7 protein-coding genes and 1 pseudogene are annotated in these 13,380 nt (G+C 77.5%); 6 read left to right on the top strand and 2 right to left on the bottom strand.

Features of this window, described 5'->3' with window-relative positions; all coding sequences use genetic code 11:
• Window positions 1-215 precede the first annotated feature (215 nt).
• The gene (locus tag ACZ7LB_RS15270; RefSeq protein ID WP_471468398.1) at window positions 216-1,448 is read right to left on the bottom strand and encodes a trypsin-like serine peptidase; all 1,233 of its coding nucleotides are present in this window, start codon (window positions 1,446-1,448) and stop codon (window positions 216-218) included.
• A gap of 1,315 nt (window positions 1,449-2,763) precedes the next feature.
• On the opposite strand from ACZ7LB_RS15270, the gene ACZ7LB_RS15265 reads away from it, so the two are divergent.
• The 5 genes and pseudogenes from ACZ7LB_RS15265 to ACZ7LB_RS15245 all read left to right on the top strand — a co-directional run bounded on the left by ACZ7LB_RS15265 (window position 2,764) and on the right by ACZ7LB_RS15245 (window position 10,827).
• The gene (locus ACZ7LB_RS15265; RefSeq protein WP_471468396.1) at window positions 2,764-4,143 is read left to right on the top strand and encodes an aminotransferase class III-fold pyridoxal phosphate-dependent enzyme; all 1,380 of its coding nucleotides are present in this window, start codon (window positions 2,764-2,766) and stop codon (window positions 4,141-4,143) included.
• 779 nt (window positions 4,144-4,922) lie between these two features.
• Window positions 4,923-6,827, top strand: a complete 1,905-nt coding sequence (locus ACZ7LB_RS15260) for an IucA/IucC family protein (protein WP_471468483.1) — start codon at window positions 4,923-4,925, stop codon at window positions 6,825-6,827.
• A gap of 30 nt (window positions 6,828-6,857) precedes the next feature.
• Window positions 6,858-7,619, top strand: a complete 762-nt coding sequence (locus ACZ7LB_RS15255) for a GNAT family N-acetyltransferase (RefSeq protein ID WP_471468394.1) — start codon at window positions 6,858-6,860, stop codon at window positions 7,617-7,619.
• A gap of 123 nt (window positions 7,620-7,742) precedes the next feature.
• A pseudogene (locus ACZ7LB_RS15250) lies at window positions 7,743-7,853 on the top strand (DUF1707 domain-containing protein); the annotation flags it as partial.
• Window positions 7,854-8,850: 997 nt separating this feature from the next.
• The gene (locus tag ACZ7LB_RS15245; RefSeq protein ID WP_471468392.1) at window positions 8,851-10,827 is read left to right on the top strand and encodes an ATP-dependent DNA helicase; all 1,977 of its coding nucleotides are present in this window, start codon (window positions 8,851-8,853) and stop codon (window positions 10,825-10,827) included.
• 378 nt (window positions 10,828-11,205) lie between these two features.
• Here the strand turns inward: ACZ7LB_RS15245 and lexA are convergent, their stop codons facing one another.
• Window positions 11,206-11,985 carry a transcriptional repressor LexA gene (lexA, locus tag ACZ7LB_RS15240; RefSeq protein WP_161228624.1) on the bottom strand — a complete coding sequence of 260 codons (780 nt, stop codon included), beginning with the start codon at window positions 11,983-11,985 and terminating at the stop codon, window positions 11,206-11,208.
• Between the two features lie 742 nt (window positions 11,986-12,727).
• Here lexA and nrdR point away from each other — a divergent pair.
• The gene (gene nrdR / locus ACZ7LB_RS15235; protein ID WP_471468390.1) at window positions 12,728-13,279 is read left to right on the top strand and encodes a transcriptional regulator NrdR; all 552 of its coding nucleotides are present in this window, start codon (window positions 12,728-12,730) and stop codon (window positions 13,277-13,279) included.
• Window positions 13,280-13,380 lie beyond the last annotated feature (101 nt).

The raw sequence follows: 13,380 nt of genomic DNA, 5'->3' as shown, positions 1-13,380 counted from the left end.
CTCTCGCCGTCGACCGAGCGGAACCGGCCGCCGGAGGAGCCGCCGGTCATCGAGCGGAGGATGCGGTACAGGAGGCGGCCCGGCCGGTGGCGGGGCGGCGTGCGGGTGAGGGGCGGCGGGGCGCCGAAGCGGACCCGCCGTCCCGCCCGCCGGTCACCGGGGCCGGGCGCCGCTCATCGGGCGGCGGCCGGGCGCGGCCCGACGGGCGGGGGCGGTCACCGTCCGGCGAACTTGCCGCTGACCGCGTCGTACACGCCCTTGGCCTCCTCGCCCAGCCGGGGCCCGGCCAGCCAGCCCGCCGTGACCGGGCCGATCGAGGTGTTGGAGATCAGCGCGGGCTTGCCGTCGGACCCGGCGGCGACCCAGCCGCCGCCGGAGGAGCCGCCGGTCATCGAGCAGCCGATGCGGTACATCGTCGGCTGCTTCGCGTCGAGGGAGAGCCGGCCGGGCCGGTCCGCGCACTGGTACAGCTTCTGGCCGTCGTACGGCGCCGCCGCCGGGTAGCCGGTCGCCGTGACGGTCCTGACGTCCGGCGCCGCGGGCGCCGCGAAGTCCACCGGCAGCGCCGCGCCGACCGTCTCCTCGAGCGACTTGGAGCTGCCCTTCTCCGGCGTCACGTGGATCACCGCGAAGTCGTACGAGGCGCCCCGGCCGCCCGTCGCGCCGCCCTGCTCGATCCACTGGTCGGAGGTCTGCGCCCAGTCGCCCCACCACACGCCGTAGGGAGCGACCTCCTCCTTGGTGGCGTTCTCCAGCTCCGCCGTCGCCTTCCCGGCGTCGTTGTACGAGGGGACGAAGGCGATGTTGCGGTACCAGCCGCCCTTCTCACCGGCGTGCACGCAGTGGCCCGCCGTCCACACCATGTTGGACTTGCCGGGGTGCGCGGGGTCCTGCACGACCGTCGCCGAGCACACCATGGTGCCCCCGGGGGAGTCGAAGAACACCTTGCCCGCCGTGGCCGCGTTCTCGTGGTACGACGGCGGCACCGCCCGCGCGTCGACCGGGCGCGGCTCCGGGTCGGTGACGCCCTGGTCGTCGGAGAGGTCGCCCTCGTCGACGCCCTGGTCGGGCTCCTCGGCGTCGCGCATGCGGTCCGGGTCCCAGAGGTCCTCGATGATCGGGTTGACGAAGTCCTGCGCCTCGCGCAGCCAGTCGCTCCGGTCCCAGTTCTTCCAGGCGCCGTTCTTCCACTCGTCCAGGTCGATCCCGTGCTTCTTCAGCTTCTCCTTGAGCTGGTCCGGGATCTTGACGCCGCCGCCGTTGGCGTCGCCGTCCGCCGCCGTCGCGGAGGCGGTGGCCCCGCCGCCCGCCTCGGGGTCGTCGCCCTCGCAGGCGGTGACGGTGAGCGCGAGCGCCGAGACCAGGGCCAGGGCGGCGGGTACGGAGGAGGCCCGGCGCCGCCCGTTCCGGTGCCCGCGTGTGGTGGACGAAGGCCGTATGGATCGCATGGTGCTGCACTCCCCCTGCTGTGACGAAGACGGTGCCGGACCGCGCGCCGCACGCCGTGCCTCTCTCGGGTCCGGACGGGATCGCGGCACTTCGGCGGCACCCAGGAACGGCACCACACACTATGCGGTCGCTGTGGGGGACTCCCGACGGAACGGCAACGGTTCCGTCACGGAAAGGATCTTGGCGGGGGCCGTAACCCGGTGCGCCCGGGCCGGTTGATAGCGGCGAGGGGCCCGCCGTCCGGACGCGGCCCCGGGGCCGGGAGCGACACGGTACGCCACGCGCCCCTGGACACGGGAAGGGCGGGGAGCCGTGGGCGGGCGGGGCGGCGAGGGGCTGCGCGGGGCGCCGGTCCCGGGGGGACCGGTGGCCGGTCCCGCCGGGGCGGCGGGGTCCGCCGGGCCGGGCCCGGCCCACCGCACCGGCCGGACCACCGGAGCCGGCCGGAGTACGGGGCGTACGGAGCGTTCGCGGGGTGCGTCTGCCATGGGCGGTCCCGGGCTCGCCGGGCCCGGAGTCCAAGGCGCCGCCGCGCCCGTTGGCCCCCCGGACGGCTGCGGACCGGGCGCACGGCTCGCACCGGCGGTGGCGATCGGGCGGGACGGACCGCCGGGCTCGGCCGGAGCGACGGGTGCGACCGGCCCGGGCGCGGAGGCCGGGCTCGGGGGAGTGTCCGGGGTGGTCTCCGGGGTGTCCGGGCCCTTGTCGGCCGGGGTACGCGGGTCGTCCGGGTCGTCCGGCCCGGGTGCGGAGGCCGTGCTCGCGGGAATGTCCGGAGGGACGGGGGTGTCCGGGCCGGTGTCGGCAGGGGTGAGCGGGGCGGAAGGGGCGCCCGGATCACCGGGTGCGGGTGCGGAGGCCGGGCTCGCGGAGGTGTCCGGAGGGATGAGGGCGTCCGGGAGCCGCGGAGGGTCCTGGCCCGTGCCGGGAAGGACGCGCGGGCCGCTCGGGTCGTCCGGCCCCGGTGCGGGAGCCGCGTCCAGGGAGGTACCCGGAGGAGTCGGAGCGTCCGGGGCGGTCGTCGGGGTGTCCGGGTCCGCGTCGTCAGCGGCAAGAGGGCCGGACGGGCCGCCGGGAGCGCCGGGGCCGCCGGGGGCTCCCGGGCCTGGGACGGAGACCGGGCCCATGGAGGTGTCCCGGGGAACCGGAGCGTCCGGCGGGGTGCCTCGGGGCGCCGGGACGTCCGGGGACGCCCCGTCGGGTGCCGTGCCCCCCGGGTCCGTACCCGGCGGTGCCCGCCCCGTGTCCGGTGGGCCCCGCTCCGTGTCCGGTGGTCCCGGTGGTCCCGGTGCGCCCGGCGGGGCCGCGCGCCGGGTGTCCGCGCCGGAGCGCGCGGGCGGGGCGCGGCGGCGGGCGGTGCGCGGGGCGCAGGACCCGCGCGATCCCTCCGGCCGGGCCCGCGCGGGCGCCCGCGCCCTGCCGGTCGTCCCCGTCCGGGCCCGGGGGCTCGTCGTCGAGGGCGCCGACGGCCGCCGCTATCTGGACTGCTCCACCGCCGCCGGGGCGCCCGTGCTCGGGCACCACCACCCCGTCGTCGTGGAAGCGGTCCGCAGGGCGCTCGACACCGGTGCCCCGTCCCGGACCAGGGGCCTCGCGGCGCCGGTCGAGGACGCCTTCGCCGCCGAACTGCTCGCCACCCTGCCGCCCGGCTTCGCCCGCCACGCCCGCGTCCGGGTCCTCGGCCCCGCCGGTGGCGACGCGCTCGCCGCGGCCAGGACGCTCGTCCGCGAGGCCACCGGCCGGTTCATGGTGCCGCGCGCGGAGGAGTATCCCGATGACGGGCCCGGCACCGCGCCCGCCGCCCGCCCCGCCGGGGGAGAGCCGCCCGCCGGCCTGGTCCTCGCCCCGCTCCGGGTCCGCGACGGAGTGCTCCCCGTCCCGGACGCCCGGATACGGCGCATACGGCGGCTCACCGCCGGGCGGGCCGTGCCGCTCGTGGTCGACGAGACCGAGACCGGGCTCGGGCGGACCGGAACCCTCTGGGCGGTCGAGCACAGCGGAGTCGTCCCCGACGTCCTGGTCCTGCCCCCGGCGATCGGCGGCGGGCTGCCGCTGACCGCCCTGGTCCATCATCAGGACCTCGACCCCGGCGGCCCCGCACGGGACACCCGGCGGGGCAACCGCCTCGCCCTCGCCGCCGGCACCGCGATCCTCGCGCACGTCCGCGAGCGGGGACTCGCCGCCCACGCCGCCGCCCTCGGCGCCCGGATGCTCGACCGGCTGCGCTCCTGGGCCGGGGAGTTCCCGTGCGTGGGCGAGGTGCGGGGGCGGGGTCTGGTGATCGGCGTGGAGCTGGTGGCCGATGTGGGAGGACCCGGCGCCGCGCCCGGCCGCCGCGCCGCTGGTCCCTCCGTTCCCTCCCTTCCCGGGCGCCCCTCCCTTCCGGGGCGCCCCTTCGTTCCCGGCCGCCCTGTCGTTCCGGGTCGTCCCCCCGCTTCCGGCCGCGTCGCCGCTCCGGGCCGTCCGGGGGCCACCGACGTCCCGGGGGCACGGGCGGCCGCCGCCGTACGGAGGGAGTGCCTGCGGCGCGGCCTGATCGTGGACCTCGTGGGACCGTCCGGCACCGTCATCGCGCTCACACCGCCGCTGACGCTCACCGAGGAGCAGGCCGCCGCCGTCCTGGACCGGCTGACCGAGGCGATACGCGCCGTGGCCCACGCCCGCCCCTCCGCCGGGCCGCCCGTCCCGGAGTGACCGCCGCCGGGGAGGGGGCCCGCCGCGCGACCGCGCGGCACCGCCGTCCGGCCCCGGGCGCGGCGGACGGGACACACCTCCCGCGCGACCGCGCGGCCCCCACCAGACCCACGAGGACCACCGTGAACACCCCCACCCCGGACCACTCCCCGGAGCACGCCCCGGCCCCGGCCCCCGCCCCGGTTCCCACCGGCACCGCCGTGAACGGCACCGACCGCGTCCCCACCCAGAGCCGTCCCGCCGCGCCCGGCCGGGCCCCCGCAGCCGACGGCCCGGCGTCCGGCACCGTGCCCGGCCGGGTACCCGTGGCCGGAGGCGGTGCCGTCTCCGGCCATGGACCCCTACCCGAGGACCGCGCTCCCGGGGGAGCCCCGGTGCCGGGCGCCTCCGCCCCGGAGCACGTCCCGTCCCCGGTGCCCGCCCCGGTTCCCACCGGCACCGCCGTCGACGGCACCGACCGCGCCTCCGCCGTGAGCCGTCGTGCCGCGCCCGACCGGGTCCCCGACACCGACGGCCCGGTGCACGGCGCCGCGCCCGGCCCGGGCTCCGACGCCAACGGCACCGCGCCCGGCCCGGTGCCCGGAACGGCACCCGGTTCGGTACCCCTGGCCGGGGGCGGCGCCGCCCCCGGGCACGGACCCGTGCCCGAGGACCGCGTTCCCCAGGAGCACGCTCCGGGGCGGACCCCTCCGGCCGGGGCCCCGCCCCGGAGCACCCCCGCCCAATGCACCGCGGCGCAGGGCGCCCCCGCCCCCGGCACGGTCTCCCTCTCCGAGGGCATCCCCCAGCAGGCGCGCCCCACCGGCGCCGGGCGGTTGGCCGCTCCCGGAATCCGGCGCGCGGGCGCCTCCCGTACCCCCGGTGCCCCGGGTGCCGGCCGCGCCGCCGCTCCCGCCGCCGACGCCCTCGCCGCCCCCGAGCCGTCCGCCGTCGCCCAGGCCGTCGGGGTCGGCAACCTGCTGCGCTGCTGGGTGCGCGAGGCCGGGCTCGCGGTGCCCGACGGAGGGGTGCTGCGCGTACCGCTGCCGGCCAGCGGCACGGCCCTGGTGGTGCCCGTCCGCTACCGGTCGCCGACCGGCCGGCACCGCTTCGGCCCGGCCCGGCCGGAAGGCGCTCCCGAGTCGGCGCCGCCCGTGGACCCGGTCACCCTCGCCGCCCTGCTGGCCAGGGAGACGGGGGGCGGCGGCGATCTCGTCACCCGCGTCGCGGACTCCGTCCGCCGCACCGCCGCGTTCGTCCGCGACCGCCGGGCGGACCCCGCCGACCACCCCGACCTCTTCCTCGCCGCCGAACAGGCCCTCGTCCTCGGCCACCCGCTGCACCCGACCCCCAAGAGCCGCGAGGGGCTCACCGACGCCGAGGCCCGCGCCTACTCGCCCGAACTGCGCGGTTCCTTCGCGCTGCGCTGGATCGCCGTCGACCCCTCCCTGCTCGCCGCCGACTCGGCCTGGACCGAGCGCGGACGCACCGTGACCGCCGACCGGCTCACCGCCCGCCTCATGGGCCCCGGCGTCCCGCTGCCCGAGGGACACGCGGCCCTCCCGCTGCACCCCTGGCAGTTCCGCGAGGTCCGGCGGCGCCCGGAGACCGCGGCCCTGCTGGACGCCGGGCTGCTGCGCGACCTCGGGGTCCGGGGCGACCCCTGGCACCCCACCTCCTCCCTGCGCACTGTGCACCGCACCGGCGCCCCCGCCATGCTCAAGCTGTCGCTGGCCCTCCAGATCACCAACTCCCGGCGGGAGAACCTCCGCAAGGAGCTCCACCGGGGCGTGGAGGTGCACCGCCTGCTCCGCACCGGCCTGTCCCGGCGCTGGCAGGCCGCCCACCCCGGGTTCGACATCGTCCGCGACCCCGCCTGGCTCGCGGTGGACGGCCCGGACGGCAGCCCCGTGCGCGGGCTCGACGTGGTCGTCCGGCACAACCCCTTCGGCCCCTGGGACGACGTCGCCTGCGTCGCCGGGCTGGTGGCGCCGCGCGTCCCCCCGCCCGCCGGCGGCCCCGGCGGCCCGGCCACCCCGTCCGACGGCGCCCCGGCCGACGGCGCCCCCGCCGGGTCCCGGCCGTCCTCCCGGCTGGCCGAGATCGTCGCCTGCCTCGCCCTCCGCACCCGCCGCCCGCGCGGGGCGGTCGCCGCCGAGTGGTTCCTGCGCTACCTCGAACACGTCGTCCGGCCGGTGCTCTGGCTCGACGCGGAGGCCGGGGTCGCCCTGGAGGCGCACCAGCAGAACACGCTCGTCGTGCTCGGGGCCGAGGGCTGGCCCACCGGCGGGCGCTACCGGGACAATCAGGGGTACTACTTCCGTGCCTCCCGGCGCGCGGAACTCGACGCCCGTCTGCCGGGGATCGGCGAGCACAGCGACACCTTCGTCTCCGACGAGGTCGCCGACGAGCGGTTCGCCTACTACCTGGCCATCAACAACGTCTTCGGGCTGATCGGCGCCTTCGGCTCGCAGGGGCTCGCGGACGAGCGGCTCCTCCTCGCCGCCTTCCGGCGCTTCCTCGGCACGCTCGCCACCGGCCCGGCCCGGCTGCGCACCCCGCTGCCCGCCCGCCTCCTCGACTCCCCCCGGCTGCGCTGCAAGGCCAACCTGATGACCCGGCTGCACGGGCTCGACGAACTCGTCGGTCCCGTCGACACCCAGTCCGTCTACGTCACCATCGCCAACCCGCTGCACGCCGGCTGACCCGGCGCCCGTGCCGAGAGGAGCGGCCCCATGCCCCCCGAGACGGCCGACACGCCGAGCGGCCTGCCCAGCGCCCCTGCCCGGGCCGCCGCCCCTGCCCGGAGGAACGCCCCTGCCCGGGGCACCGGGCTCGCCGGGGCCACGGCCCTGGACACCGGGGCCCTACGGGACCCCGGCCGTGCCGGAGGCACCGGAAGGGCCCGGGACCCCGGCCCGGGGCGCGCCGCCGCCCCGGTCCCCGGGATCACCCGCTGGGGCCCCGTCCCCACCTCCGTGGGCCTCCTCCGGCTGGAACCCGTCCGGACCGGGCGGGACCTGCCCCTGCTCGCCCGGTGGATGAACGATCCGGCCGTCGCCGCGTTCTGGGAACTGGCCGGGCCGCCGGGGGTGACCGGGGCGCACCTGCGGGCCCAGCTCGACGGGGACGGGCGCAGCGTCCCGTGCCTCGGCGTGCTGGACGGGGCGCCGATGAGCTACTGGGAGGTCTACCGCGCCGACCTCGACCCGCTGGCCCGGTACTGCCCCGTCCGCCCGTACGACATCGGCCTCCACCTCCTCATCGGCGCCGCCGCCGACCGGGGCCGGGGCCTCGGCACCGCCCTGATCGCCGCCGTCACCGCGCTCGTCCTCGACCGGCTCCCCGACTGCACACGGGTCCTGGCCGAACCCGACCTCCGCAACGCGGCGTCCGTCGCCGCCTTCCGGGCCGCCGGGTTCCGGGCCGACGCCGAGGTCGACCTGCCGGGCAAGCGGGCCGCCCTCATGGTCCACGACCGCGTCCGGCGCCCCTGAGAGGCCCGGGGACGGTCCGGTGGCCCGGGGACCTGGTGGCTCGGGGACCTGACGGTCCGGTGATCCGGCGGTCCGGTGATTCGGCGGTCCGAGGGGGCGGGCTCTGCGGGGCGCGAGGTCGCGGCGCTCGCCGAGGGGCGACTGACCGCCGAGGAGCACGCCGAGCGCGTCGAGGGCGTGCTCGCCGCCAAGACCGTCGGCGAGCGCCGCGACCTGGCGGCCCGGGGACCTGGCGGCCCGGCGGCCCGGTGATCCGGCGGTCCGAGGGGGCGGGCTCTGCGGGGCGCGAGCGGGACCGCGAGGGGCGGCTCCCGGTGCGGCGGGGCGTGGTGGACCGGTTCGCCCGGCCCACCGGCCGCCGATTTGCCCGGCTCCCTGGCCACCGGTCCAGCCGGCCCACGGGCCACCGATTTGCCGACCCCGGGCCCACTGACCCCCGGTTGGCCGCCCCGGCCCCCGCCCCCGCCCACCCACCTCCCGCTCGCGGACCCATGGTCGCCTCGGCGCCTGTTCGCCCGGACTCCTGAGCCCCGGCGCCCGGTTCGCCCGGACACGGTTCGTCCCGACCCCGACCCCGGCCCCGGCCCGGTCCGCCCGGCCCCGGTCCGCCCGGCCCGGTCCGCCCGGCCCGGTCCGCCCGGCCCGAGCCGCTTCGCTCCTCACCCCCGGTTCGCCTGACCCCTCGCTACCCGGCCGGGGAGGAGAGCCCCCGCCCCGTGTTCCCTCTCCTGCATCACTCGGCGCCCGACTCCCTCCCACTCTCGCCCGCTTCCCACCACGCACGGCCATCAGCCCCTCTGACCTGCGAAACGGCAGCCTGCCCCCTCTTCCCGCCCCGATCGCCGCTTCCGTCCGGCCTGCGGCCCCCGCCTCCGGCCCGGCCGGAAGGTCCCCCCGCCCCTGCCGCCGCACCCACCCCTCGACCCTCCCGTCACCTCCCACGACCCCCGGCCGCGCCGACGCCGTACTCCGCCACGCCCACGCCGTACTCCACGTGCCGGAGCGTCCACCCGCGCCCCTGTGGGCCGTCCTCACGATGGCCGATGGCCGACGGCCGGGCGAGCCGCGCCCCCGTACGTCGTCCCCGCGACGGCCGGGCTCCGGGCGCCCCCGCACACCGTCCCTCGACCGGCGGTCGCCGCGCGCCCTCCGCACGCCCCCCTCACCCCACCGGGTCCATCTCCGCCGTGGCCGCCCGCTTGTCGGTGCCGGGCCGTAGGGTGGTCGGGCTATGACGAAGCCCTCACTCCCCGAACTCCTGCACGCCGCCGTCGCCTCCGTCGGCGGTACGGAGCGTCCCGGCCAGGTGGCCATGGCCGAAGCCGTCGCCGAGGCGATCGACGACGGCACCCATCTGCTGGTCCAGGCCGGCACCGGCACCGGAAAGTCCCTGGGCTATCTGGTGCCCGCGCTGGCCCACGGGGAGCGGGTCGTGGTGGCCACCGCGACTCTCGCCCTCCAGCGCCAGCTCGTCGAGCGGGACCTGCCGCGCACGGTCGACGCCCTGCACCCGCAACTGCGCCGCCGCCCCGAGTTCGCGACGCTCAAGGGCCGGTCGAACTACCTGTGCCTGCACCGCCTCCACGAGGGCATGCCGCAGGACGAGGAGGAGGGCCTCTTCGACCAGTTCGAGGCGGCGGCCCCCACCAGCAGGCTGGGCCAGGACCTGCTGCGCATGCGCGACTGGGCCGACGAGACCGAGAACGGCGACCGCGACGACCTCACCCCCGGCGTCTCCGACCGGGCCTGGGCGCAGGTGTCGGTCTCCTCCAGGGAATGCCTGGGCGCCTCGAAGTGCGCCTACGGGGCCGAGTGCTTCGCCGAGAACGCCCGGGAGCGGGCCAAGCTCTCCGAGGTCGTCGTCACCAACCACGCGCTGCTCGCCATCGACGCCATCGAGGGCGCCCCGGTGCTGCCGCAGCACGAGGTGCTGATCGTCGACGAGGCCCATGAACTCGTCTCCCGGGTCACCGGGGTGGCCACCGGCGAGCTGACCCCCGGCCAGGTCAACCGGGCGGTGCGCCGGGCCGCCAAGCTGGTCAACGAGAAGGCCGCCGACCAGCTCCAGACGGCCGCCGAGGGCTTCGAGCGGCTGATGGAGCTGGCCCTGCCCGGGCGCCTGGAGGAGGTCCCGGAGGACTTGGGCTACGCCCTGATGGCGCTGCGCGACGCCTGCCGCACGGTCGTCTCCGCCATCGGCGCCACCCGCGACAAGTCCGTGCAGGACGAGGACGCGGTCCGCAAGCAGGCGCTCGCCTCCGTCGAGTCCGTCCACGAGGTGGCGGAGCGGATCACCAACGGCTCCGAGTGGGACGTCGTCTGGTACGAGCGGCACGACCGGTTCGGCGCCTCGCTGAGGGTGGCGCCGATGTCCGTCGCGGGCCTGCTGCGGGAGAAGCTGTTCGCCGACCGGTCGGTCGTCCTCACCTCCGCGACGCTGAAGCTGGGCGGCGACTTCAACGGGGTGGGCGCCTCCCTGGGCCTCGCCCCCGAGGGCACCCGGGGCGACGACGTCCCGCAGTGGAAGGGTGTCGACGTGGGCTCCCCCTTCGACTACCCCAAGCAGGGCATCCTCTACGTGGCCCGGCACCTCGCGCGCCCCGCGCGGGACGGCGACCGGACCGACATGCTCGACGAGCTGACGGAGCTGATCCAGGCGGCGGGCGGGCGGACCCTGGGGCTGTTCTCCTCGATGCGGGCGGCCCAGTCGGCCGCCGAGGAGCTGCGCACGCGGATGCCCGACTTCCCGATCCTGCTCCAGGGCGAGGAGACCCTGGGCGAGCTGATCAAGAACTTCGCGGCCGACCCCCGGACCTGCCTCTTCGGGACGCTGTCGCTGTGGCAGGGCGTCGATGTGCCCGGCCCGAGCTGCCAGCTCGTCGTGATGGACAAGATCCCGTTCCCGCGCCCCGACGACCCGGTGATGAGCGCCCGCCAAAAGGCCGTCGAGGAGGCCGGGGGCAACGGGTTCATGGCGGTCGCCGCCACGCACGCCGCCCTGCTGATGGCGCAGGGCGCCGGCCGCCTGGTGCGCGCCTCGGACGACCGGGGCGTCGTCGCCGTGCTCGACCAGAGGCTCGCCACGGCCCGGTACGGGAGCTTCCTCAAGGCGTCGCTGCCGGACTTCTGGTACACCACGGACCCGCAGCAGGTCCGCAGGTCGCTGACCGCGATCGACGCCGTCGCCCGCCGGGCGGAGGACGACTGACCACACGAAGACGACGCACCGCACGGAGGGGCGGCCGGGCCGGGTGAGGAGCCGGCCGAGCCCGCCGGAGCGCCGCCGGGCCCGCCGGAGCGCGGTCGGGCGGCGGCGGAGTGCCCTCGGGTCGTCGGCGGCATCCGCGCGACGGGCTCGGCGGGCCACGGGCCGTGGTGAGGTCGCCCGGTGTGGCGCGCCCGGACGCACCCGGTCGCCCGCGGGGACCCTCCGCGTGCGGGCGGGAGCGGCCGATCCCCTGGGGACCCACCGTGTCCCGGACGGGCCCGCCTTCCTCCCCGGACAGCACGGGACCCCGGAACCGGCGCAGAGGTTCCGGGGCCCGGTCGGGCGGCGGGCCTGGCGTACGGACCCGCCCGCTGGGGGTCAGACGCGGCGCAGTACGGCCACCACCTTGCCGAGGATGGTCGCGTCGTCACCGGGGATGGGCTCGTAGGCCGCGTTGTGGGGGAGGAGCCAGACATGGCCGTCCTCGCGCTTGAAGCGCTTGACCGTGGCCTCGCCGTCGAGCATGGCGGCCACGATGTCGCCGTTCTCCGCGACGGGCTGGCGGCGGACCGTGACCCAGTCGCCGTCGCAGATGGCGGCCTCGATCATCGAGTCGCCGACGACCTTGAGCACGAACAGCTCGCCGTCACCCACGAGCTGCCGGGGGAGGGGGAAGACGTCCTCGACCGACTCCTCGGCGAGGATGGGGCCACCGGCGGCGATGCGCCCGACCAGGGGGACGTAGGAGGCGGCGGGCTTGCCGGCGGTGTCGGTGGGCTGCACGGACGCGGCCTGGTCGGAGCCCCGAACCTCGTAGGCGCGCGGCCGGTGCGGGTCGCGGCGCAGGAAGCCCTTGCGCTCCAGGGCCATGAGCTGGTGGGCGACGGACGAGGTGCTCGACAGGCCGACGGCCTGGCCGATCTCCCGCATCGACGGCGGGTAGCCGCGCCGCTGCACGGAGTCCCGGATGACCTCGATCACCCGGCGCTGGCGGTCGGTGAGACCGGTGCTGTCCGCCCGGATGCCGGGAGGTCGCCCGGGCAGGGAGCGCTTGTGCCCGTCCGGATGCGCGCTCTCGTTCCTCGCGTGCACCGGCTCAGGTCGGCCCTGGGGGCGGTCCTGGGCAGTGATGGTGGCACTGTCGGCGGTGGTGGTCACGTCGGCCCCTCTCGATGGTCTCCCTGCAGCACAACGGTAGTTGCTTTCGAAAGGTTGCGCCAAACACACGTTCGAGTGAAAATTCGCGGATCAGCCGCCTGAAGTGCACGTCCGGGTGTATGGCTGTCACTTTGCCTGACGGGCAAAAGGCCCCATTGCGGTACTGTTCACCGCCGGGACGCGCCCACGCGGGCGGTCGCCCCAGTCTGCCATTCGCCCTCCCGTTCGACGGAGGGCGGGTGCCCTCCCGGGGAACCGGGCGGCGCACCCGGCGGGACGCGGGCGGTCCGGAGGCGGTCCGGAGGTGTCCGGCGCGCACTGCCCCGGGCGCTCCCCGCGGCCCCTCGCGTTCGTCCTCGCGCCGCCCGTCGGGCCCCGTGCCGGCCCGGTCGTGCGCGGCCCACGCTAGCGGCGCGCGGGCCTCCCGGCGGGGGTGGCGGGGTGCGCGCGGCGTGTCGTCCGCGGCCCTGTGCGACCCTGTGCGGGCCCGGCGCCGCGGGGCGGGAGCGCGGTGCGCGGCTCCCGTGCCGGATCCGGCGGCCACGCGCGGCGACGACACGCGTGCGGGGCGTGGGTGGAGGAGCCAATCCCCACATGTAGTGGTTGGATGGCACCAGCAGCCCATAGGTTGTGGTGGCCGCGGTCTCCGGCTCCGTTTCGATCGCCTATGCTGGGGGCTGCTTCGAGGGGCCGGAGGGTCCCGCGGGGCCGTTGAGTCTGCTGTGAGGAGGGTTGGGAATCCATGTACTGCCCCTTCTGCAGGCATCCCGACAGCCGCGTCGTCGACAGTCGTACGACCGACGACGGCATGTCGATCCGCAGGCGCCGCCAGTGCCCCGACTGCTCCCGTCGTTTCACGACCGTGGAGACGTGCTCGCTCATGGTGGTCAAGCGGTCCGGGGTCACCGAGCCGTTCAGTCGGACCAAGGTCATCAACGGCGTCCGCAAGGCGTGCCAGGGGCGGCCCGTCACCGAGGACGCGCTCGCGCAGCTCGGCCAGCGGGTCGAGGAGGCCGTGCGGGCCACCGGCAGTGCCGAGCTGACCACGCACGACGTGGGCCTGGCCATACTGGGCCCGCTCCAGGAGCTGGACCTCGTGGCCTATCTGCGCTTCGCCTCCGTCTACCGGGCCTTCGAGTCGCTGGACGACTTCGAGGCCGCGGTCACGGAGCTGCGGGAGGCGACGGGACACCCGGGCGGGGCCGGCGGCGGAGCCGCGGCGGAGGACCGGGACGACGACCGCGGGGGGACGGGGACGGCAGCGCTCCCCGGGCCCGCGGGCGCCGCGGACTGACCGTCGGACCGGACCGGGACGCGTGTCCCGGGGGCCGGACGGACGGCGGCGGCGAGCAGGACCTGTCGCGGGCGGAGGCAGAGACGCCCGCGACAAGAGAC

It is taken from the genome of Streptomyces sp. NPDC107521 (assembly GCF_055598485.1).
The sequence above is the reverse complement of the archived record's forward strand: the minus strand, read 5'-3'. Positions and strand labels throughout refer to the sequence as shown.

Coding starts and splice junctions, on each gene's coding strand:
- ACZ7LB_RS15245 (WP_471468392.1), top strand. CDS start 8,851: ATGACGAAGCCCTCACTCCCCGAACTCCTGCACGCCGCCGTCGCCTCC.
- nrdR (WP_471468390.1), top strand. CDS start 12,728: ATGTACTGCCCCTTCTGCAGGCATCCCGACAGCCGCGTCGTCGACAGT.
- ACZ7LB_RS15270 (WP_471468398.1), bottom strand. CDS start 1,448: ATGCGATCCATACGGCCTTCGTCCACCACACGCGGGCACCGGAACGGG.
- ACZ7LB_RS15255 (WP_471468394.1), top strand. CDS start 6,858: ATGCCCCCCGAGACGGCCGACACGCCGAGCGGCCTGCCCAGCGCCCCT.